The sequence below is a fragment of the Geodermatophilus sp. SYSU D00525 genome, from assembly GCF_054050475.1.
Map to the genome: position 1 here is coordinate 22589 of NZ_JBJGZK010000018.1, position 20197 is coordinate 42785.

The 20197-nt window shown below is 78.6% G+C and carries 18 protein-coding genes and 1 pseudogene; 9 read left to right on the forward strand and 10 right to left on the reverse strand.

Features of this window, described 5'->3' with window-relative positions; genetic code table 11:
- Positions 1 to 123 precede the first annotated feature (123 nt).
- Positions 124 to 2379: a sodium-translocating pyrophosphatase gene (locus ACI796_RS15385; RefSeq protein WP_456942099.1), complete on the reverse strand. Its 2256-nt coding sequence runs from the start codon at positions 2377 to 2379 to the stop codon at positions 124 to 126.
- A 406-nt stretch (positions 2380 to 2785) separates the two neighbouring features.
- Between ACI796_RS15385 and ACI796_RS15390 the strand changes: the two genes are divergently transcribed.
- Positions 2786 to 5290, forward strand: a complete 2505-nt coding sequence (locus ACI796_RS15390) for a DEAD/DEAH box helicase (RefSeq protein ID WP_456942100.1) — start codon at positions 2786 to 2788, stop codon at positions 5288 to 5290.
- A gap of 24 nt (positions 5291 to 5314) precedes the next feature.
- On the opposite strand, the pseudogene ACI796_RS15395 reads toward ACI796_RS15390, so the two are convergent.
- From ACI796_RS15395 to ACI796_RS15405, 3 genes and pseudogenes are all read right to left on the reverse strand, one after another.
- Positions 5315 to 5644: pseudogene (locus ACI796_RS15395) on the reverse strand (Rv3654c family TadE-like protein); the annotation flags it as partial.
- Positions 5641 to 5973 carry a TadE family type IV pilus minor pilin gene (locus tag ACI796_RS15400; protein WP_456942101.1) on the reverse strand — a complete coding sequence of 111 codons (333 nt, stop codon included), beginning with the start codon at positions 5971 to 5973 and terminating at the stop codon, positions 5641 to 5643. The pseudogene ACI796_RS15395 and the gene ACI796_RS15400, both read right to left, overlap by 4 nt.
- Positions 5974 to 6017: 44 nt before the next feature.
- Positions 6018 to 6269: a DUF4244 domain-containing protein gene (locus ACI796_RS15405; RefSeq protein ID WP_456942102.1), complete on the reverse strand. Its 252-nt coding sequence runs from the start codon at positions 6267 to 6269 to the stop codon at positions 6018 to 6020.
- 220 nt (positions 6270 to 6489) lie between these two features.
- Between ACI796_RS15405 and ACI796_RS15410 the strand changes: the two genes are divergently transcribed.
- The 7 genes from ACI796_RS15410 to ACI796_RS15440 all read left to right on the forward strand — a co-directional run bounded on the left by ACI796_RS15410 (position 6490) and on the right by ACI796_RS15440 (position 13542).
- Entirely contained in the window at positions 6490 to 7914 is a 1425-nt protein-coding gene (locus ACI796_RS15410; protein ID WP_456942103.1) for a glycosyltransferase, read from the forward strand.
- A complete protein-coding gene (locus ACI796_RS15415; RefSeq protein WP_456942104.1) occupies positions 7911 to 9095 on the forward strand; it encodes a hypothetical protein in 1185 nt (394 codons plus the stop codon). Before ACI796_RS15410 ends, ACI796_RS15415 begins: the two co-directional genes overlap by 4 nt.
- Entirely contained in the window at positions 9092 to 10153 is a 1062-nt protein-coding gene (locus ACI796_RS15420; RefSeq protein ID WP_456942105.1) for an ATP-grasp domain-containing protein, read from the forward strand. Before ACI796_RS15415 ends, ACI796_RS15420 begins: the two co-directional genes overlap by 4 nt.
- Positions 10150 to 11301 (forward strand): non-hydrolyzing UDP-N-acetylglucosamine 2-epimerase, encoded by a 1152-nt coding sequence (gene wecB / locus ACI796_RS15425; protein ID WP_456942106.1) that lies wholly within the window; start codon positions 10150 to 10152, stop codon positions 11299 to 11301. Before ACI796_RS15420 ends, wecB begins: the two co-directional genes overlap by 4 nt.
- A complete protein-coding gene (locus ACI796_RS15430) occupies positions 11298 to 12029 on the forward strand; it encodes an HAD family hydrolase (RefSeq protein WP_456942107.1) in 732 nt (243 codons plus the stop codon). Before wecB ends, ACI796_RS15430 begins: the two co-directional genes overlap by 4 nt.
- 116 nt (positions 12030 to 12145) lie before the next feature.
- Complete coding sequence (locus ACI796_RS15435) at positions 12146 to 12676, forward strand: hypothetical protein (RefSeq protein WP_456942108.1); 531 nt, start codon at positions 12146 to 12148, stop codon at positions 12674 to 12676.
- A gap of 131 nt (positions 12677 to 12807) precedes the next feature.
- Positions 12808 to 13542, forward strand: a complete 735-nt coding sequence (locus tag ACI796_RS15440) for a PIG-L deacetylase family protein (RefSeq protein ID WP_456942109.1) — start codon at positions 12808 to 12810, stop codon at positions 13540 to 13542.
- A gap of 16 nt (positions 13543 to 13558) precedes the next feature.
- Here ACI796_RS15440 and ACI796_RS15445 read toward each other — a convergent pair whose 3' ends face one another.
- Genes ACI796_RS15445 through ssd form a run of 4 tightly spaced genes read right to left on the reverse strand, consistent with a single transcriptional unit; the run spans position 13559 to position 17296 of the window.
- The gene (locus ACI796_RS15445; protein WP_456942110.1) at positions 13559 to 14290 is read right to left on the reverse strand and encodes a type II secretion system F family protein; all 732 of its coding nucleotides are present in this window, start codon (positions 14288 to 14290) and stop codon (positions 13559 to 13561) included.
- Positions 14287 to 15081: a type II secretion system F family protein gene (locus tag ACI796_RS15450; RefSeq protein WP_456942111.1), complete on the reverse strand. Its 795-nt coding sequence runs from the start codon at positions 15079 to 15081 to the stop codon at positions 14287 to 14289. Before ACI796_RS15450 ends, ACI796_RS15445 begins: the two co-directional genes overlap by 4 nt.
- Positions 15078 to 16217 carry a TadA family conjugal transfer-associated ATPase gene (locus tag ACI796_RS15455; RefSeq protein ID WP_456942112.1) on the reverse strand — a complete coding sequence of 380 codons (1140 nt, stop codon included), beginning with the start codon at positions 16215 to 16217 and terminating at the stop codon, positions 15078 to 15080. The genes ACI796_RS15450 and ACI796_RS15455 overlap by 4 nt, the downstream gene beginning before the upstream one ends.
- The gene (ssd, locus tag ACI796_RS15460; RefSeq protein WP_456942113.1) at positions 16214 to 17296 is read right to left on the reverse strand and encodes a septum site-determining protein Ssd; all 1083 of its coding nucleotides are present in this window, start codon (positions 17294 to 17296) and stop codon (positions 16214 to 16216) included. Before ssd ends, ACI796_RS15455 begins: the two co-directional genes overlap by 4 nt.
- Before the next feature lie 127 nt (positions 17297 to 17423).
- Here ssd and ACI796_RS15465 point away from each other — a divergent pair, with 127 nt between their 5' ends.
- Positions 17424 to 18281, forward strand: a complete 858-nt coding sequence (locus ACI796_RS15465) for an HAD family hydrolase (protein WP_456942114.1) — start codon at positions 17424 to 17426, stop codon at positions 18279 to 18281.
- Positions 18282 to 18292: 11 nt separating this feature from the next.
- On the opposite strand, the gene ACI796_RS15470 is transcribed toward ACI796_RS15465, so the two are convergent.
- A complete protein-coding gene (locus ACI796_RS15470) occupies positions 18293 to 19282 on the reverse strand; it encodes an aldo/keto reductase (RefSeq protein ID WP_456942115.1) in 990 nt (329 codons plus the stop codon).
- A gap of 45 nt (positions 19283 to 19327) precedes the next feature.
- Positions 19328 to 20146 (reverse strand): oxidoreductase, encoded by an 819-nt coding sequence (locus ACI796_RS15475; protein WP_456942116.1) that lies wholly within the window; start codon positions 20144 to 20146, stop codon positions 19328 to 19330.
- Positions 20147 to 20197 lie beyond the last annotated feature (51 nt).

Consider the following 20197-nt stretch of genomic DNA (forward strand, 5'->3'; position numbering starts at 1 on the left):
CCGCGGACGCTAGGACGGCCCGGCGCCGGGACCGGCCGCGTCGTCCACAGCCGGCTCCCCGTCCACAGACCGCCGCCGCGGGCCCCCGCCCGGCCGGGCCAGGCGGAGGCTCGCGGGGTGGGCTCAGGAAGCGGACGTGGTCAGCGTGCCGGCCGGCTCCCCGGCGGTGCCGCCGACGACGACCGAGCGGCGCTTGGACACCACCACGGCGGCGATGACCACCAGCGTCGCGGCGCCGGCGATGAGCAGCCGCACCGTGGTGTTGGCGTCCTCCCCGACCTGCAGGCCGACGACCGCCGGCGCGATGAGCAGCGCCACCAGGTTCATCACCTTGATGAGCGGGTTGATCGCCGGGCCCGCGGTGTCCTTGAACGGGTCGCCCACCGTGTCGCCGATGACGGTGGCCGCGTGCGCCTCGCTGCCCTTCCCGCCGTACGCGCCGTCCTCGACCATCTTCTTGGCGTTGTCCCAGGCGCCGCCGGAGTTGGCGAGGAAGACCGCCATCAGCGTGCCCGCGGCGATCGCGCCGACCAGGTAGGCGGCCAGCGGGCCGAAGCCGAGGCCGAAGCCGACCGCCACCGGCGCCAGCACGGCCAGCAGCCCGGGGGTGGCCAGCTCGCGCAGCGAGTCCTTGGTGCAGATGTCGACGACGGCGGAGTAGTCCGGCCGCTCGGAGAAGTCCATGATCCCGGGGCGGGTGCGGAACTGCTCGCGGACCTCGAACACGACCCGCCCGGCGGCCCGGGACACCGCGTTGATCGCCAGCCCGGAGAAGAGGAACACCACCGCCGCGCCGATGACCGCGCCGACGACGTTGTCCGGCTCGACCAGGCTGAACGCCTGCCCGAGGTCGACGCCGTCGAGGGCGGCGCGGACCTGCTCGTTGTAGGAGCCGAACAGGGCCGTGGCGGCCAGCACGGCGGTCGCGATCGCGATGCCCTTGGTGATGGCCTTGGTGGTGTTGCCGACGGCGTCGAGGTCGGTGAGCACGCGGGCGCCGTCGTCGTCGATGTCGCCGGACATCTCGGCGATGCCCTGCGCGTTGTCGCTGACCGGGCCGAAGGTGTCCATCGACACGATCACGCCGGCGGTGGTGAGCAGCCCGCACCCGGCCAGGGCGACGGCGTAGAGCGCCGCGCCGCCGCCGATGAGGAAGGCGCCGTAGACGGCGGCGCCGATGAGCAGGGCGGCGTAGACGGCCGACTCCAGGCCCAGCGAGATGCCGGACAGCACCACGGTCGCCGGGCCGGTGAGCGAGCTGCGGCCGACGTCGCGGACGGGCTTGCGGCTGGTCTCGGTGAAGTAGCCGGTGAGCTGCTGGATGGCGGCGGCGAGCACGATCCCGACCAGGACGGCCACGAAGCCGAGCACCTGCGGGTTGACCACCGAGTCGGGGACGTCGGCGACGCTCGGCAGCACGGTGAAGGCCGCGGCGGCGACGAGGACGAGGGAGACGACCGCGGAGGTGAAGAAGCCGCGGTTGATCGGGGCCAGGCCGCTGGCGTCGCTCTTGCCCGGGTTGCTGGCGAGGATGCCGACGACGGAGGCGAGCACGCCGATCGCGGCGACGACGAGCGGGAAGACCATGCCGACCGCGCCGAAGAAGACCTGCCCGAGGATCAGCGCGGCCACGAGGGTCACCGCGTAGGACTCGAAGAGGTCGGCGGCCATGCCGGCGCAGTCGCCGACGTTGTCGCCCACGTTGTCGGCGATGGTGGCGGCGTTGCGCGGGTCGTCCTCGGGGATGCCGGCCTCGACCTTGCCGACCAGGTCGGCGCCGACGTCGGCGGCCTTGGTGAAGATGCCGCCGCCGACGCGCATGAACATCGCCAGGAGGGCGCCGCCGAACCCGAAGCCCTCGAGGACGACGGGGGCGGTCTCGTCGAACAGCAGCAGCGCCAGCGACGCGCCGAACAGGCCGAGGCCGACGGTGATCATCCCGCAGACCCCGCCGGTGCGGTACGCGATGCGGAAGGCCGGCCGGTAGCCCCCGGTGCGGGCGGCGGCCGCGACCCGGACGTTGCCGCGCGTGGCCAGCGTCATCCCGATGAAGCCGACCGTCGCGGAGAACAGGGCGCCGACGAGGAAGAACACCGCGCGGCCGGTGCGGGTGCCCCAGCCGCCGTCGGAGACCGGCAGGACGAGCAGGAGCAGGAAGACGATCACCGCGAAGACGCCGAGCGTGCGGAACTGCCGCCGCAGGTAGGCCCCGGCGCCCTCCTGCACGGCCCGGGCGATGTCCCGCATGCGCGTGGTGCCCTGCTCGGCGGCCAGGACGGCGCGCACGAGGGACCACGCGAACACCAGTGCAGCCAGCGAGACGACGAGGGCTGCCGTCACGAGGACGACGTCCCCGCCGGAGAGATCATTGTCCGGCATCGGTACCTCCCAGCGGTCGGCTGCCGACGGGCGGCTGGCGTCCCCGGTCGGCGGACAGCACGTCGGCGGGCGGACCGCCCGGAGACGAGGCGCGAGTGTAAGCGGAATCACACTCCGCGGTCTGCCCCCTCCCCGGGACCGGGTGGCCCGGGGTGCGGGACCGCAGGCGGGCGGCGGGTCGCTCCCCTGGTGGGACGAGGAGCGGCTTGCCCCCGGGTGTGACAGTGGAGGGGTGACCACGCTCCACCCGGTCCGGTCGGTTGCTCCCCCACCCGGCCGCGGAGGGTCCTCGGGGGGCGAGGCGCCGGGCACCGCGGGAGAGGGCACCGCCGTGGAGGGGACGCCGGTCCACGGCTCGGCCGCCGCGCACAGGTCCGCAGCCCCTGGGAGCGCTGATCCGGGCAGCGTGCCGCCGGGCGCCGAGCTCCTCGAGGGCCTGCTGGCCGGCACCCCGGAGGAGGAGTCCCCGGTCACCCACGTGCACCGGCTGGCGGTGCGGGAGAGCCGGACCCTGCCCTGGCCGGAGTGGGTCGAGCCCGGCCTGCGGGAGCGGCTCGAGCAGCAGGGCGTCCGCGAGCCGTGGCGGCACCAGGTCGAGGCCGCGCAGCTGGCCCACGACGGCACCTCGGTGGTCGTGGCCACCGGCACCGCGTCGGGCAAGTCGCTGGCCTACCAGCTGCCCGCGCTCACCCGCCTGGCCGAGGACCCGCGCGCCTGCGTCCTCTACCTCGCGCCGACCAAGGCGCTGGCCCGCGACCAGCTGGCCTCGGTCGCCGCGCTCGCCGACCCGTCGGTGCGGCCGGCCGCCTACGACGGCGACACCCCCGCCGAGGAGCGCGACTGGGTGCGCCGGCACTCACGGTGGATCGTCACCAACCCGGACATGCTGCACCGCGGCGTGCTGCCCGCCCACCAGCGCTGGTCCTCGACCCTGCGCCGGCTGGCCTACGTCGTCATCGACGAGTGCCACGCCTACCGCGGGGTCTTCGGCTCGCACGTCGGGCACGTGCTGCGCCGGCTGCGCCGCATCTGCCGCCGGTACGGCGCCGACCCGGTGTTCGTGCTGGCCTCGGCGACCGTCGCCGAGCCGGCCGCGGCGGCCGGCCGGCTGGTCGGGGCGCCGGTCGTGGCCGTGACCGACGACGGCTCCCCGCGCCCGGGCGCGACCTTCGCGCTGTGGGAACCCCCGCTCACCGAGCAGACCGGCGAGCACGGGGCGCCGCTGCGCCGGTCGGCCGCCGCGGACACGGCCGGGCTGCTGGCCGACCTGGTCGAGCGCGGCGCGCGGACGCTGGCGTTCGTCCGGTCCCGGCGCAGTGCCGAGTCGGTGGCCGAGCAGGCCCGCCGGCTGCTGGCCGACCGGGGCCGCGGCGACCTGGTGCGGCGCGTGGACTCCTACCGCGGCGGCTACCTCCCCGAGGAGCGGCGAGAGCTGGAGCGGGCGCTGTCCGCGGGCGAGCTGCTCGGCGTGGCCACCACCAACGCCCTCGAGCTCGGCATCGACATCGCCGGGCTCGACGCCGTGGTGCTCGCCGGCTACCCCGGCACCCTGGCCTCCCTGTGGCAGCAGGCCGGCCGCGCCGGGCGGGCGCAGCGCGAGTCGCTGGTCGTGTTCGTCGCCCGCGACGACCCGCTGGACCACTACCTGGCCCACCACCCCCGGGCGGTCTTCGGCCGCCCGGTCGAGGCCACCGTCACCGACCCCGCCAACCCCTACGTGCTCGGGCCGCAGCTGTGCTCCGCGGCGGCCGAGCTGCCGCTGACCCCCGCGGACCTGCCGGACTTCGGCGGCCCGGTGGCCGAGGCGCGCCTGGAGGAGCTCGTCGCGGCCGGGGACCTGCGGCGGCGGCCGGCCGGCTGGTACTGGGCCGGCCGCGGGCGACCCGAGGTCGACATCCGGGGCAGCGGCGGCGAGCCGGTGGCGATCATCGAGGGCGACACCGGCCGGCTGCTGGGCACCGTGGACGGCGGGGCGGCGCACTCCACCGTGCACACCGGCGCGCTGTACGTGCACCGCGGCGAGACCTTCGTCGTCGACGAGTTCGACCCCGAGGACGCCTGCGCCGTCGTGCACGCCGAGAGCCCGGAGTGGACCACCGTGGCCCGCGACGTCACCGACCTCTCGGTCGTGGACGTCGAGCGCACCCGCCGGCTGGGCACGGTCACCGCGCACACCGGCGTCGTCGACGTGACCAACCAGGTCGTGGCCTACCAGCGCCGGCGGGCCGGCACCGGCGAGGTGCTCGCCGAGTTCCCGCTGGACCTGCCGCCGCGCCAGCTGCGCACCCGCGCGGTGTGGCTGACCCTCGACGCCGACGCGGTCGCCCGCGCCGAGGTCGACGACCTGGCGCTGCCCGGGTCGCTGCACGCCGCCGAGCACGCGGCGATCGGCATCCTGCCGCTGCTGGCCACCTGCGACCGCTGGGACCTCGGCGGGCTGTCCACCGCGCTGCACCCGGACACGGGGACCGCGACGGTGTTCGTCTACGACGGGCACCCCGGCGGGGCCGGGTTCGCCGAGCGCGGCTTCGCGGCGCTGCGGCGCTGGCTGCGGGCCACCCGCGCCACCGTCGCCAGCTGCGAGTGCGAGAGCGGCTGTCCCTCCTGCGTGCAGTCGCCCAAGTGCGGCAACGGCAACGACCCGCTGGACAAGGCCGGCGCGGTGCGCGTGCTCGACGTCGTGCTCGACGAGCTCGCCGCGGCCGAGGAGACCGCCGACGGCGACGACGCCGAGGAGCCCGAGGCCGACGGCACCGCCCACGTGATGCCGACCGGCCCGGTCCGGGGGCTGCTGCGGCGGCCGGGCACCGGGCGGGCCGCTCCGCGGTCCGGAGCCGCCCCGGAGCCGGACGGCGGTGAGCCCGCCGCGGACGCCGGCGCCGGCCACGTCGAGGACGGCCTGGTCTTCTGAGCCCGGCGGCGCCGGCCCGGCGCGGGCGACCGCCTCGGCGCGGCGGGCGCCCAGCGGCCCCAGCGGGACGGTGACCGCCACCCGCACGTCGACGACCGCACCGTCCCCGACCGTGCAGGCCACCGGGTCCGCGCCGTTGGCCCGCGCCACCTCGGCGGCGGCCGTGCAGGCGGCCGGGTCCCCGGTGACCGCCCGCGCGGCGGCGGCGAGCGCGGCGAGATCGGCCGCGGACCCGGCGCGGTGGCGGGCGACCACCGCCGCGCCGACGAGGACCGCGGCCAGCCCGACCAGCGCCAGCACGCCCGCCAGGGCCACCGTCCACACCGTCGCCGAGCCCCGCTCGCGCCCGCTCACCCTTCGGCCACCCCGGGCTCCAGCCGGGCGACCGCGCCGGCCGCGACCCCGACGGCCGGGCCGACGCCCAGCGGCGCCACCGACGCGGCGACGGTGACCCGGACCTCCTCCCCCGCGACGACCACCGCGGTCACCGCCCCGTCCGGCGCCACCCGGGCGGCCAGCGCGCGGACCTGCGCCGCGTCCTCCCCGCGGGCGGCGGCCCGGGCACCCTCCCGCGCGGCGTCGACGCAGCGCAGGTGCGCGCCGACCACCACGACGGCGGAGACGACGGCGGCGAGGACGAGCACCAGCACGGGCAGCACGACGGCGGTCTCGGCGGTCACCATCCCGGCCTCCCGCCGGTCCGGGGGCACCGCGCGGCGGCGCACGGTCAGGAGAGGGCGCCGAGCGCGGACTCGACCAGGTCGCCGAGCGCGCTGACGACCGAGCCCCCGGTCACCACGCGGTAGAGGACCGCGGCGAAGGCGCAGGCCGCGACCGTGCCGACGGCGTACTCGGCGGTGCTCATGCCCGCCTCGGCGGTCGCGCGGACCCGGGCCCAGCGGCGGGCGAGCGCCCGCCGACCGGGTCCCGCGGGAGTCGGCTCGGTCGGGTCCTCGGCGGGCGGGTGGTCGGTGGTCACGGCTCCTCCTCGGGTCGGGTGGCCCCGGTCGCGGGGCGCGCCCCGACCCTCGCCGCGCCGGGCGCCTCCGCCGGCACCCGCCCGCAGGCTGTGGACGGCGGGCCGCCTGTGGACGGCGATCCGGCGGGGTGTCGGTGCTTCCGCTTCAGGTGGTCCCGGCAGGTGCCGAACCTGCGAGGAGGTGGCGCGGACGCGTCACCGGCGGCCGGGAGGAGGACCCGTGGCACACGGCACCGACCGCCCCGAGGGCCGCCCCCTCGTCCTGGCCGGCTACGTCGTCGCCCTCGTCGCCGCCGTGGCCGCGTTCGGGCTCGACCCGACGCTCGGCGTGCTCGCCGGCGCGCTCAACGTGGTGTTCGGCGTCTACTTCTGCCGGCACCTCGCCTTCGCCGTCGCCGCCGCCCGCTGGGCCGAGCGCGACCTGCTCGCCGCCGACGTCGGGCTGGACACCTACACCCCGCCGGTCGCGGTGCTCGTCGGCTGCAAGAACGAGGAGCTCGTCGTCGACGGGATGGTGTCCGCGCTGCTGGCGCTGGACTACCCGGCCGACCGGCTCACGCTCGTCGTCGTCGACGACGGGTCCGATGACGCGACCGGCCCGAAGCTCGACGCCTGGGCCGTGCGCGAGCCACGGCTGCGCGTGCTGCACCGGCCGCCCGGTGCGGGCGGGGGCAAGTCCGGCGCGCTCAACGAGGCCCTCGACCTGGTCGACGCCGAGATCGTGCTGGTCTTCGACGCCGACCACGAGCCCGAGCCCTCCTCGCTGCGCCGCCTGGTGCGGCACTTCCGGGACCCGGTGGTCGGCGCGGTCATGGGCCGGTGCGTGATCCGCAACGGCAAGGACTCCTCCATGGCCGGCGTCGTCTTCGTCGACTACCTGTCCGGCTACCTGGTCAACGAGTACGGCCGGCAGGCGCTGTTCGAGCTGCCCGCCTACGGCGGCGCCAACTGCGCGGTGCGGATGAGCACGCTGCGCGCGCTCGGCGGCTGGAACCCCGAGACGGTCACCGAGGACACCGACCTCACGCTGCGCGTCCTCATGGCCGGGCAGCGGGTGCGCTACGACGTCTCGGCCATCGACTTCGAGGAGGCGGTGGTCAGCGCCCAGCGGTTCTGGAAGCAGCGCTACCGCTGGGCCCGCGGCCACCAGAAGTGCCTGCGCGACTACTGGCGGCCGCTGATGCGCACGCCGCACCTCTCCCCGCTGGAGAAGGTGGAGACGTCGCTGTTCCTCGGCGTCTACCACGTGCCGATGCTGTCGGGGCTGGGCCTGCTGCTCACCGTCCTGCGCGCCTTCGGCATCGGGGACCTGCCGGTCGTCGGGTTGCTGCCGCTGTCGATGCTGCTGTTCATCGGCCCGCTCGCCGAGCTGTGCGTCGGGCTGCTGGTCGGCCGGGTGGAGCGGCGGTCGGCCTGGCGGCTGCTGGGCTTCCTCCCCGCGTTCGCGCTGTCGATCTGGATCACCTCCCGCGCCTACGTCGACGGGATGCTCGGGCGGCCCTACAGCTGGGTGAAGACCAGCCGGTCCGGCGCCACCTCGACCGTCCTGCCGGCGGCGCCCCCCGTCCCGGCGGCCGCCGCCCGCGCCGCGGTCGAGCCCGCCGGCCGGCCGCGGTCGTTCGCCGCCCCCGGGGAGGAGCGGTGAGCGCCGCCGGCCTCGCGGTCCCGCCCGTCCGCCGCCGGCCGTGGCGCGGCACGAACCGCCGGCTGCTCCCGGTGCTGCTCGACCTGGGGCTCGCCGCGGCGATCTGCGTGCTCGGCTTCCGCTACCTGTCCGGCCCGCTGCAGGTGCTCGAGGCGGCCGGCGTGGCGGCGGTGCTCGGCTGGATCGCGCCCGGCCGGGTCTCGGGCGTGCTGCCGCAGCACGTGCTGCTCTTCCCCGGCGACGGCGGGATCATCGACGCGGTCGTGACGGCGTCGTGCTCGTCGGTGCTGTCGGTGCTGGGCCTCACCGCGCTGACCGCCGTCGTGCTGCGCAGCCGCAAGCTGCACGCGGTCGGGGGCCTGCTGGTCGCCGTCGCGGCGCTGCTGCTGCTCAACCACGGCCGGCTGCTGCTGTCCGCGGGCGCGGGCCTGCTGTGGGGCGAGGGCGCGCTGGTCCTCTTCCACGACTGGGTCGGCACGGTGTGGAACCTCGTCGCCACCCTCGGCGGCTTCCTCCTGATGGTGTGGATCACCCTGCCGGCCCTCGAGCGCGCCGAGCAGGACGTCGCGGGCCGGCACACCGCCCGCCGCCCCGACAGCTGGGCCCGCCCGGGCCTGGGCTACCGCGACCCGGAGGGCGACGAGCGGCGCGCCCGGCGGCGGCGGACCACGGTCACCGGGCTGCTGCACCGCCACGTCTACCCCCGCCGGCTCTCGGCCTGGCTGGCCGCGCGCCGCGAGTCCGGGCGCGTGGACTACCGGCTCGGCCACCTGCCCCCGGACCACCGGGCCGAGCGCATCCGCGAGCTGGCCGCCGACGGCCTCGGCGCGCACGGCGCCTCGCTCGTGGCCGTGGCCACCTACGAGACCGACCTCGCGGTCCTGGACTGCCTGGCCGAGTGCGTCGCCGCGCGGCAGTGGGAGCCGGTCACCGACACGCGGGTGGCCGCTCTGCGGCTGTGGGCCCGAGGCTGGCTCCTGGCCCGGCCGTCCGTCGACGACGGGGTGCCCGTCCGGCCGGCCGCGGCGCAGCCGACGGTCCCGGTCGCACGGATCGCGGTGCCGCCCGCCGGTCGCCCGGCCGACCCGCCGCTGCCCGTTCCCGCCCCGCCGGCGGCCGGTCCCGCCGTCCCGCACCCCGCCAGCTTCGCCCGCCCGCACGACTCGGAGACGCCCCGGTGACCTCGACCCTGCACCCCGCGCCCACGCCCCCGGCCCACGGCCGGCACGCGGACCCAGACGCGGCGCCCCCCGCCGTCCTCGTCACGGGTGCGGGCGGCCCGGCAGGCGTCGCGGTCGTCCGCCGCCTGGTCGCCCTCGGGCACCGGGTGGTCGGCGTGGACGCCGACTGGACCGCCGCAGGCGCGGCGCTCGCCACCGTCGGCGCGGTCGTCCCGCGGGCGGACCACGTGCGCTTCGTCGACGCCCTCGTGTCCGTCGCGACGACGCACGGCGCGGACGCGCTGATCGGCACGGTCGCCGAGGAGCTTCCCGCCCTCATCGCCGGCGCCGGGCAGCTGGCCGCGGCCGGGGTGGCCACCTGGCTGCCGTCGGCGGAGAGCGTGGAGCGGTGCTGCGACAAGGCCGCCTTCGCCCGCACGCTGCGCGACGCCGGCGTCCCCCACCCGGCGACCACCGACACCCCCGCCGGGCTGGTGCGGGTCCCGGGCCCGTGGGTGGTCAAGCCGCGCGCCGGGCGCGGCAGCCGCGGCGTGCGGCTGCTCGACGCCCGCGCCGCGGTGGCCGACGCCCTCGCCGAGGACGCCGCGCTCATCGCGCAGACCCGGCTCGAGGGGCGCGAGTTCACCGCCGACGCCCTCGTCGGCCGCGACGGCGGGCTGCTCACCGTGGTGCCGCGCTGGCGCGACGACACCCGCGCGGGCATCTCGGTCAAGGGCACCACCTTCGACTCCCCCGCCGTGACCGACGTGGTCGCCGCCGCGCTGGAGGCGGTGCGGCTGACCGGCCCGGCGAACGTGCAGGGCTTCGTCGGCGACGACGGCCGGGCCACCGTGGTCGAGATCAACCCACGGTTCTCGGGCGGGCTGCCGCTGACGCTGGCCGCGGGGGCCGACGTCGTCAGCGCCCACCTCACCGGCATCCGCGACCCGCAGGCCCCGCTCCCGCACCTGTGGTTCACCCCGGGCGTGCGGATGAGTCGCTACTTCGCCGAGACCTACACCGCCGACGACGGCACCCCGGTGACCGACCCCTGTGCCGCGCAGGCGGTGTCCGCGTGAGCCGCCGCCGGCACGTGCTCGTGCCCTTCGGGACCCGGCCCGAGGTGGTCAAGCTCGCCCCCGTGGTGGCGGCCCTGACCGCCGCCGGCCACCGGGTCGACGTCGTCGACACCGGGCAGCACACCGACCCGGCGCTCTCCACCCGGCTGCAGGAGACCCTGGGCCTCGCGCCGACCTGCCGCTTCGCGCTGCCGACGGACGACCCCGCTGCCCGGTACGGCGCGCTGCACGCCGACGCCGCCCGCGCGCTGGCCCGGTTCCGGCCCGACGTCGTCCTGGCGCTGGGGGACACGAACACCGTGCCCGCCTACGCGCTGGCCGCCCGGGGCGCCGGGGTGCCGTTCGCGCACCTGGAGGCCGGGCTGCGCAGCCTCAACCCGCGCAGCGTCGAGGAGGTCAACCGGCGGGTGGCCGCGGCGGTGGCCGCCCTGCACCTGGCCCCGACCCGGCGGGCCGCGGCGTTCCTCGCCGCCGAGGGCGTGCCCGCCGAGCGGGTGTTCGTGGTCGGCAACCCGGTCGTGGACACGCTCGTCGCCCGCGGCGTCCGCCCGGTGCCGGTGGCGCAGCGGTCCGGCGTGCTGGTGACCGCGCACCGGCCCACGAACGTCGACGACCCGGTGCGGCTCAAGCGGCTGGTCGGGATCGTCCGCGCGCTGGCCGACCAGGTCGGGCCGGTGACCTTCCCGGTGCACCCGCGGACCGCGGCCCGCCTGGCGGCCACCGGCCTGGACACCGAGCTCGACCACCCGGCGGTCACCCGCAGCGGCCCGGTGGACTACGACACCCTGCTGGCCGCGCTGGCCTCGGCCCGGCTGGCGGTCACCGACTCCGGCGGCGTCCAGGAGGAGGCCGCCTACCTCGGCGTCCCGGTGGTGGTGCTGCGCGGCTCGACGCCGCGGTGGGAGGGCGTCGAGGCCGGCACCACCACGCTGGCCGGCCTGGCCGACGACTCCGCCGCCGACGCCGTCCTGGCCGCGGCCGCGGCCCACACCGGCCCCGCGGGGCAGGCCCGCGCGGCCGGCCTCCCCTGCCCCTACGGCGACGGCACGACCGGGCCGCAGGTGGCCGCCGTCCTCGCCGACGAGGCCACCGATGCGCTCCTGGCCCTGGACGAGCCCGACTTCACCGACGGCCGGCTGCCCTGGTGAGCACCGCACCGGATTGGTCCGGCCCGCCGCCGCTGGCCGTCGTCGTCGACCTCGACGACACGCTCTACCCGCAGGCCGCCTACCTGGCCGCGGCCGCGGCGGCCGTCGGGACCGCCGCCGACGTCGCCGGGCTGGACGGCGACGCGGTGCACGCGGCGCTCGTCGCGGAGCTGACGGCCGGTTCCGACGCCGGCGGGACGATCGACCGAGCGCTGCTGGCCGCCGGGGTGCCCGCCGGCGGCCTGGCCCGGTACGTGCCGCCGCTGGTCGCCGCGTTCACCGCCTGTGCGCCGGAGCGGCTGGACCCCTACCCCGGCGCCCGGGAGGCCCTCGCGGCACTGGCCCGCGCCGTGCCGGTCGGCTGCCTCACCGACGGCAACCCGGTCATCCAGGCGGCCAAGCTCGACGCGACCGGGCTCGGGCCGCTGCTGACCGCGGTGCTGGTCACCGACACCCTCGGCGGCCGGGCCGCGCGCAAGCCCGCCCCGCAGGGGCTGCTCGTCCTCGCCGCGCGCCTGGGCGTCCCCGCCGACCGGGTGCTGGTGATCGGCGACCGCCCCGGCAAGGACGTCGCCGTCGCCGCGGCCGTGGGCGCGCGGGCCATCCGCGTCCGGCAGGGCGAGTACGCGGCGGCGCCGGACGTCCCCGCGCCGTGGGCGGGGACCGGCACGTTCCCCGAGGCCGCGGAGCTCGCGCTGGCGGTCGTCGCCGGGGCCGTCCCCGTCTGAGGACGGCCGCTCCCTCCCGGGGAGTGACCCACCCCGCGGCCGCCTGCACGCAGCGCCCCGGCCGTCCGATGGGCCTCCGGTGGGGCCGGGTGCGCCCTGGTCCGGAAGGGGGCCACGTGGCAGGCAGGACGCGGCGGCGCAGGGCACCGCTCGGGGCGCGGCTGGCGGTGACCGCCGGCGTCGGTGCCGCGGCGGTGCTCGCCACCCCCGGGATGGCGAGCGCCCACTACGGCTCGGTGTCGGTCACCTGCGTCACGCCGGTGCAGGACGGCTACTGGAACGTGGTCTTCGGCTACACCAACACCACCGGGACGACGGCGACGGTCCAGCGGGGCCAGTACAACGACGTGAGCCCCGACCGGTTCGACGGCGCAGCTCACCCGGTTCACCCCGGGTCCGCACCCCGGCGCGTGCTCGGTGCGGGTGCCCGCGTCCGTGAGCAGCGTGCGCTGGCAGGTCCTCGGCACGACGGCCACGGCCGGCCGGGACTCCGGCACCCGGTGCCCTCGTCGACGCCGCTGCCGGCCGACGGCAACGGCATGGGCATCGTCATCGCCCTCGCGGCCGCCGGCGCGGTGGGTGGCACCTCGGTGGTCGTCTCCCGGCGGCGCCGCGACCGCGGGACGCCCGAGCCCGTCGCGGGCTGACGGATTGCGCACGACCGGACCTCCCCCCTCGGGGGGGAGGTCCGGTCGCCGCGCTGGAGGGTGCCGCCGGCGGCGCCGATGGAGAGGTGTCGGGCGGGGAGGCCGCCCCTGGCGAGCAGAGGACGGCGGCCGTGGACGGCACGACCACGCGGGGTCCGGGACGCAGCGTCCTGGCCATCGGCGCCCACCCCGACGACGTCGAGCTCGGTTGCGGCGGCGCGCTGATGGCGCACGTCGCGGCCGGCGACACGGTGACGCTGCTCGTGATGACCGGGGGCGAGAACGGCCCCGGCGACGACAGCCAGATCGCCGGCCGGCGTGCCGAGCAGCAGCGCGCGGCCGAGCTCATCGGCGCGCGGCTGGCCTGGGGCGGGCTGCGCGACTGCGAGGTCGTGGCCGACTCGGCCACCGTCCGCCGCATCGAGCAGGTGCTGCAGGAGACCGCCGCCGACCTCGTCTACGTGCACGCCCCCGACGACAGCCACCAGGACCACCGCGCCATCGCCGCCGCCACCCTGGGTGCCGCCCGGCGCCTGCCGCGGGTCCTGCACTACCAGAGCCCCTCGACGCTGGCCTTCGCGCCGAGCGTGTACGTCGACGTCACCGCCCACCTCGCCGGCAAGCTCGACGCCCTCGCCGCGCACGCCTCCCAGGTGGAGCGCTCGGCGATGGTCGAGCCGGACGCGGTCGTCGCCTCCGCCCGCCACTGGGGCGCGCAGGCGCGCATCGGCTACGCCGAGGCCTTCCAGCCGACGCGGATGGTGCTCGACCTGGCCCCTGTCGCGCCGGCGGTCCCCGCGGCCGTCCCCGCGGCCTGGTCGCTGGTGCCGGCCCACACCTCCGCGATGGTCGCCGGCCGCCGCTGACGGCCGTCCCGGGGGCTCACCCGAACACCTGGCCCGCGATGCCGATGACCATCGGCGCGATGCCCAGGCACACGAACGCCGGCAGGAAGCACAGCCCCAGCGGCGCGAGCACCCACACCCCGGCCCGGCGCACGCCCGCCTCGGCCCGGCTGCGCGCCGCCGCCCGCGCCTCCGCCGCCAGCACGCGCAGGGCCGGCACCGCCGCCGCCCCCGACTCCCCCGCGCGCACCAGGACCCGGCCCAGCCCGGCCAGCTCGGGCGGTGCGTCGTGCCACGCCGTGCGGGGCGCGGCCCCGAGGCGCAGCCGGCCGGCGACGTCCGCCAGCGCCGGACCCAGCGGTCCCGGCACGGCCGCCGCGACCGCGGCCAGCGCCGCGCCGACCGGCAGCCCGGCGCCCAGGGAGACAGCCAGCAGGTCGCAGGCCACCGGCAGGTCGGGCGTCAGCAGCGCGGACGCCGGCCCCTCGCCGGGCGCCCGCCGCAGCCACCGGTCGGCGAGGACCGCCCCGACCGCTCCCACTGCCAGCCCGGCCGCACCACCCACCAGCAGCGCCGCGGCGGCACCGGTCAGGACGGGGAGGACCAGCCGCCGGACCGGGCCGGGGCTCCCCTCCCGTGGCCGCTCCGGCGCGGCGGGCGCGCCCAGGGCACGCAGCCGGGCCGTGCGGCGCACCGCCGGCGTCGGCCAGGCCGCCAGCGCGCCGGCGACCGCCAGCAGAGCCAGCGCCGGGGCTCCTGCGGCGCTCACCGCAGCGCCCGCCGGACCAGCCGCGCCGACCAGGCCAGCCCCGCCGCCTCCAGGGCCACCCCGGCGACGAGCAGCGCCTGCCCGGGGACCGTCGTGGTGAGCACGGCCCACGGGTCGGCGCCGATGCCGCTGCCCATGGCGAGCGCCAGCAGCGGCAGGCCGGCCAGCAGCGCGGCGCTGGCCCGCGGACCGGCGGTCACCGAGCGCAGCTCCTCCCGCTGGCGCCGGCGGGCCCGCAGGTCGTCCTCGACCGCCCCGGCGACGGCGGCCAGCGAGCACCCCGTCCGGCCGCTGAGCTCGACCGCCGCCGCGAGCCGCCCGTGCGCCCGGCCGAGCTCCGACGCCGCCTCCGCCGGCACCGTCCCCGGCGCGCGGAGGGCCCGGGCGAGCGCCCGGGCGTCGTCGGGGTCGAGGACTCCCGCCACCGCGGCCGCGGTCGCCGCGTCGAGCGGCCGGCCGCTGCGCAGCTCCGCCGCCAGCGCGGCCAGGGCGTCGGCGAGGACGTCGAGGGCCTGCTCGTCCCGGCGCAGCGCGCGCTGCCGCACCGCGGCCCGGGCGGCCCCGGCGGCGGCCGCGCCGGCCAGGACGGCCACCAGCGGCGGGCCGGCCAGCGCCCCGGCGGCGGCGCCCGCGGCCGCGGCGAGGACCGGCCAGGACCGCGGCGCCGCGGCCAGCGGTCCCCGTGCCGGGCGCCCCGCCCCGGTGAGCCGGCGCAGCCGCGCCCGCCGGCGCGCCGCCCCGCCGGGCCACAGCAGCAGCGCCAGCGCGCCGGTCGCCAGCGCCGCGGTCACGTCGCCCCGCCGTCGAGGAGGGCGGCCAGCCGGTCCGCGCCCGGGCACGGACCGCCGTCGGCCCGCCAGCCGGCGTCGACGGCCACCAGGTCGCCGTCGCGGCGCACCACCCCGACCTCCGCCACCCGGCGGCCCGCCGGGGTGCGCCGCAGGTGCACGACGACCGCGAGCGCGGCCGCCGCCTGGCTGTGCACCGCCCGCCGGTCCAGGCCGGCCGCCACGCCCAGCGCCTCCAGCCGCGCGGGCACCTCCCCCGGCCGGTTGGCGTGCAGGGTGCCGCAGCCGCCGTCGTGCCCGGTGTTGAGCGCGGCCAGCAGGTCGGTGACCTCCGCACCGCGGACCTCGCCGACCACCAGCCGGTCGGGCCGCATGCGCAGCGCCTGGCGCACGAGGTCGCGCAGGGTCACCTGCCCGGCGCCCTCCACGTTCGGCGGGCGGGTGAGGAGCCGGACCACGTGCGGGTGCGCCGGGGTGAGCTCCGGCGCGTCCTCGCAGAGCACCACGCGCTCGTCGGGCGGCACCTCGCCGAGCAGCGCCGAGAGCAGCGTCGTCTTGCCCGACCCGGTGCCGCCGGTGACGAGGAAGGCCAGCCGCCGCCGCACCACCGCCCGCAGCAGCGCCTCCGACTCCCCCGGCAGCGTCCCGCGCCCGGCGAGGTCGGCCAGGCCGAGGGAGACCCGCCGCAGCACCCGCAGCGACAGGCAGGTGCCCCCGGCCGACACCGGCGGCAGCACCGCGTGCAGCCGGGTGCCGTCGGGCAGGCCCGCGTCCACCCACGGCGCGGCGTCGTCGAGGCGGCGCCCGGCGCTGGCGGCCAGCCGGACCGCGAGCCGGCGGACGGCGTCCTCGCCGGGGAACCGCACGTCCGCGGGCTCCAGGCCGCTCCCCCGGTCCACCCACACCTCGTCGGGGCCGTTGACCAGCACGTCGGTGACCCCGGGCGCCCGCAGCAGCGGCTCCAGCGGCCCGGCGCCGGCCAGCTCGGCGACCGCGTCGCGCACCGCTTCGAGGACGTCGGTCTCGCCGAGCAGTCCGGCCTCCTCCCGCACGAGCGCCGCCACCGCGGCCCGGCTCGGCGGCCCCGGCTCCAGCGCCAGCCGGGCCCGCACACGCTCGACCAGCGGCAGGCCGCTCACGCCGCCCGCTCCGGCCGGGACAGCTCCCCGAGCAGCCGGCGGGCGAGCGCGCCCAGCGGGCTGCGCGGCGCCACCGACGGCGGCTCGCCCCGCTCGCCCCGGGGCAGCGCGCCGCGGTCGTGCCCCAGCTCGGCGAGCACCGGCCGCCCGGCCACGGCGGCCACCTCCGCGGCGGACAGGCCGCCCGGGACGGTGCGCACCACCAGCCGGGCCGCCGACCAGGGCGCGCCGGCCCCCAGCGCCCGGGCGGCCGACGCGGCGCGCAGCCGCGCGGGCACGACCAGCAGGGCCAGGTCTGCCTCGGCCAGCACCGCCTCCGCCGCGGGGTCGGGCACCGCTGCGCGCGGCAGGTCCACCACCACCGGCAGCCCGCGGTCCCGCGCGGCGTCGACGACGGCGGTGAGCGCCTCGGCGGGCACCGGCGCCGGGTCGTCGCGCGCCGCGGCGAGGACGTGCACCCCGGCGGCCGTCGGCAGCGCCGCGAGCAGCGCGTCCCCGGCCACCCGGCCGCGCACCCCCGTCAGCGCCGGCCAGCGCAGCCCCTCGACGTCCTCGGCGCCGAGCAGCAGGTCCAGCCCGCCGCCCCACGGGTCGGCGTCGACCAGCAGGGCGCCGCCGCCCCGGCCGGCCACGGCGACGGCGAGCGCGGTGGCCAGCGTGCTGGCGCCCGCCCCGCCGCAGCTGCCGCCGACCACGGCCAGCCAGCCCCGTGCCACCGGCGACCGTCCGGCCTCCCCCGCCCGGGCGGCCAGCCACGCCTCGTCGTCGGGCAGCACGGCGACCCGCTCGGCACCGCGCTCCACCGCGGCCGCCCAGGCCGGCGCCGGCAGGGCCTCGGGCGCGACGACGACCACCCCCGGGCGGCGGGGCAGGGCGCGCACCGCCGGGCTGTCGAGGACGTCGGCACCGAGCAGCACCAGCGCCGCATCCCGGTGGGCGCGGCGCAGCGCCGTCCCGCCGGTGGCCACCTCGGGCTCGGTGCCGGCGGCGGCGAGGACCCGCAGCACGTCGTCGAGGAGGTCCTCGTCGGCGCAGACGACGAGCGGGCGGGACGGCGGGGACAGCGGACGCGGGGGCACGCGCTGCAGTGCACCGCGGACGGCCGGTGCACGCGTGCCGGGTGGGGCACCTGTGGACGACCCGAAGGGGTGTGGACGGGGATGCGAGACCCGTCACACCCGGGGGGTCCGCTTACAGTCGTGGACCGTGACGCACGCCGCGGCGTTCTTCGACCTGGACAAGACGGTCATCGCCAAGTCCAGCACCCTGGCCTTCGGCCGCCCCTTCTTCGCGGGCGGGCTGATCAACCGCCGCGCCGTGCTCAAGGGCGCCTACGCCCAGTTCGTCTTCTCCCTCTCCGGCGCCGACGCGCAGCAGATGGAGCGGTTGCGGGCGCAGATCACCGACATGGCGACCGGCTGGGACGTCGCGACGGTGCACGAGATCGTCCGCGAGACGCTGCACGAGGTCGTGGACCCGCTGGTCTACGCCGAGGCGGCCGACCTCATCGAGTCCCACCGGGCGGCGGGGCGGGAGATCGTCATCGTCTCCAGCAGCGGCGCGGAGATGGTGGAGCCGATCGGCGAGATGCTCGGCGCCGACCGGGTGGTGGCCACCCGGATGGTGACCGTCGACGGCCACTACACCGGCGAGATCGAGTTCTACGCCTACGGGGAGAACAAGGCCGAGGCGATGCGGCAGGTGGCCGCCGAGAGCGGCTACGACCTCGCCGACTGCCACGCCTACAGCGACTCGGTCACCGACCTGCCGATGCTCACCGCGGTCGGGCACCCGACGGCGGTCAACCCCGACCGGGCGCTGCGCAAGGTGGCCGCCGAGCGCGGCTGGCCGGTGCTGGAGTTCACCCGGCCGGTGTCGATGCGCTCGCGCTTCGCCGTGCCGCCGGCCCCGGTGGTCACCGGCGCCGCGATGGGCGTGGGCGCGGCGGTCGCCGGGCTGGCCTGGTACGCGCGGCGGCGGTCGCTGCGCGCGGTGCCCGCCGCGGCGGCCGCCGCGACGGTGGCCGTCCCGGCCGCCGGCCGGTGGCGGCGCCGGGGGGCCTGAGCGCCGCCCGCTCAGACTCCCAGCCGCCCGCGGAGCCCGTCCACCCGCTCCCGGACGCCGTCCACCAGCGTGCGCACCGCCGACACCGGCGCGAACGCCCGCGCCGCCGCGGTGAGCGCCGCCTGCTCGTCGGGCCGCAGGTCGACGTCGGCGGCCGCGGCGTTGGCCTCCACCTGCTCCACGCTCGAGGCGCCGGGGATGACCACCACCCGCGGCAGCGAGACCAGCCAGGCCAGCGCGATCGTCCCGGGCCGGACCCCGTGCGCGCCGGCGATCTCGCGCAGGACGTCGAGCAGCGGCTCCGCGCGCCGGAGGTTCTCGGTGCCGAACAGCGGGTTGGCCGCGCGCACCCCGCCGGGCCGGTTCTCCGTGCCGTACCGGCCGCCGAGCAGGCCCTGCGCCAGCGGGCTGTAGGCGATGACGACCCGCCCCTCGCGCTCGGCGAAGGGCACCAGGTCCTCGAGCGGGCCGGGCCGGACGAGGGAGAACTGCACCTGGTTGCTGAGCACCGGCCGGCCCAGCGCCGCGTCGGCCGCCCGCCAGCGGGCCAGCGAGTAGTTGGAGACGCCGGCGGCGCCGATGCGGTCCTCGTCGAGCAGCTGCCGAAGGCCGGGCATGACCACGCTGTCGGGGACGACCGGGTTGGGCTGGTGCACCTGGTACAGCGGGATCCGCCGCAGGCCGAGCCGCCGGGCGCTGCCCTCGAACCGGGACCGGACCACCGGCGGGAACGGCGCCACGGGGAAGACCTTCGAGGCGACGACGACCTCGCCGCGGTCCTCCCCGAGTGCCTCGCCGAGGATGCGCTCGCTGCGGCCGAAGCCGTAGATCTCCGCGGTGTCGAACAGGGTGACGCCGAGGTCCCGCGCCCGGCGGACGATGTCGCGCGCGGCTCCCTGGGCGTACCCCTCGCCGTATCCCCACTCGCGGGAGCCGAACTGCCAGGTGCCCAGCCCGATCCGGCTGACCCGGCCGAGCCCGTCGACGTCGAGGTGGCGCATCCCCCCACTCTGCGCCGCGCCCGGACCGGGCGCAGGGCGGGCCGCTCAGCCGCGCAGGATCGCCTCGGCGATGGCCAGCCCCTCGCGGGCGCCGAGCTCGGTGGCGCGGCAGCAGTGGACCAGCCAGGCGGCGACGCCGTCCGGACCGCCCGCGGCGTAGCCGGCCAGCCGCTCGCGGTAGGCGTCCGCGCCCAGCTCGACGAAGCCGACCTCGGGCACCGACACGGCCTTGGGGTCCAGGCCGCGGCCGATGGTGGTGAGCCGGGCCGCCGCCCGGGCGACGACGCCGTCGGCGGTGCCGAAGGGCGCCAGGGCGGCGAGCTCGCCGTGCACCAGCCCGGCCACCAGCACCGCGGGCACGGTCGAGGTCCCGGTCACCACCTGGAACAGGCCGGACAGCCGCGGGCCGGCGTGCGGGCCGGGGCGGCCGAGGCCGGCCGGGTCGGTGAGGTCGGCGGCGGCCAGCACGTGCAGCCGGGCGAGCACCTGCCCGGGGGCCCTCGCCCACGTGTCGACCAGCGAGCCCAGCCCCACGGACACCCGCAGCGAGCCCTGCACGACGGGGTCGTCGACCGAGCCCGCGCGCAGGTCGGCCAGCGGGACGTCGACGCCGTCGAGCGCCGCCGACGCGCGGGCCCCGCGCAGCGCCGACTCGGTGCTGACCTCGGCCGACCGGTTGCGCATGAGCCGGTGGGCCAGCAGCCGGTCGATGCCGGCGCGGGCGGCGTCGGCGGCCTCCCGGACCCCGGGGAGGTCGAGCAGCGGGGCCAGCGGGTCGGGGCCGGTCGGCGCGGCGGCGGGACGGCCGGCGCCGGGACGGCCGGCGCCGGGACGGCCGGCGCCGGGACGGACGGGGATGGTCACGTCCCGACGGTACGAGCACCGGCACCGGGGCCCGCGCCCGCCTGCCCTACG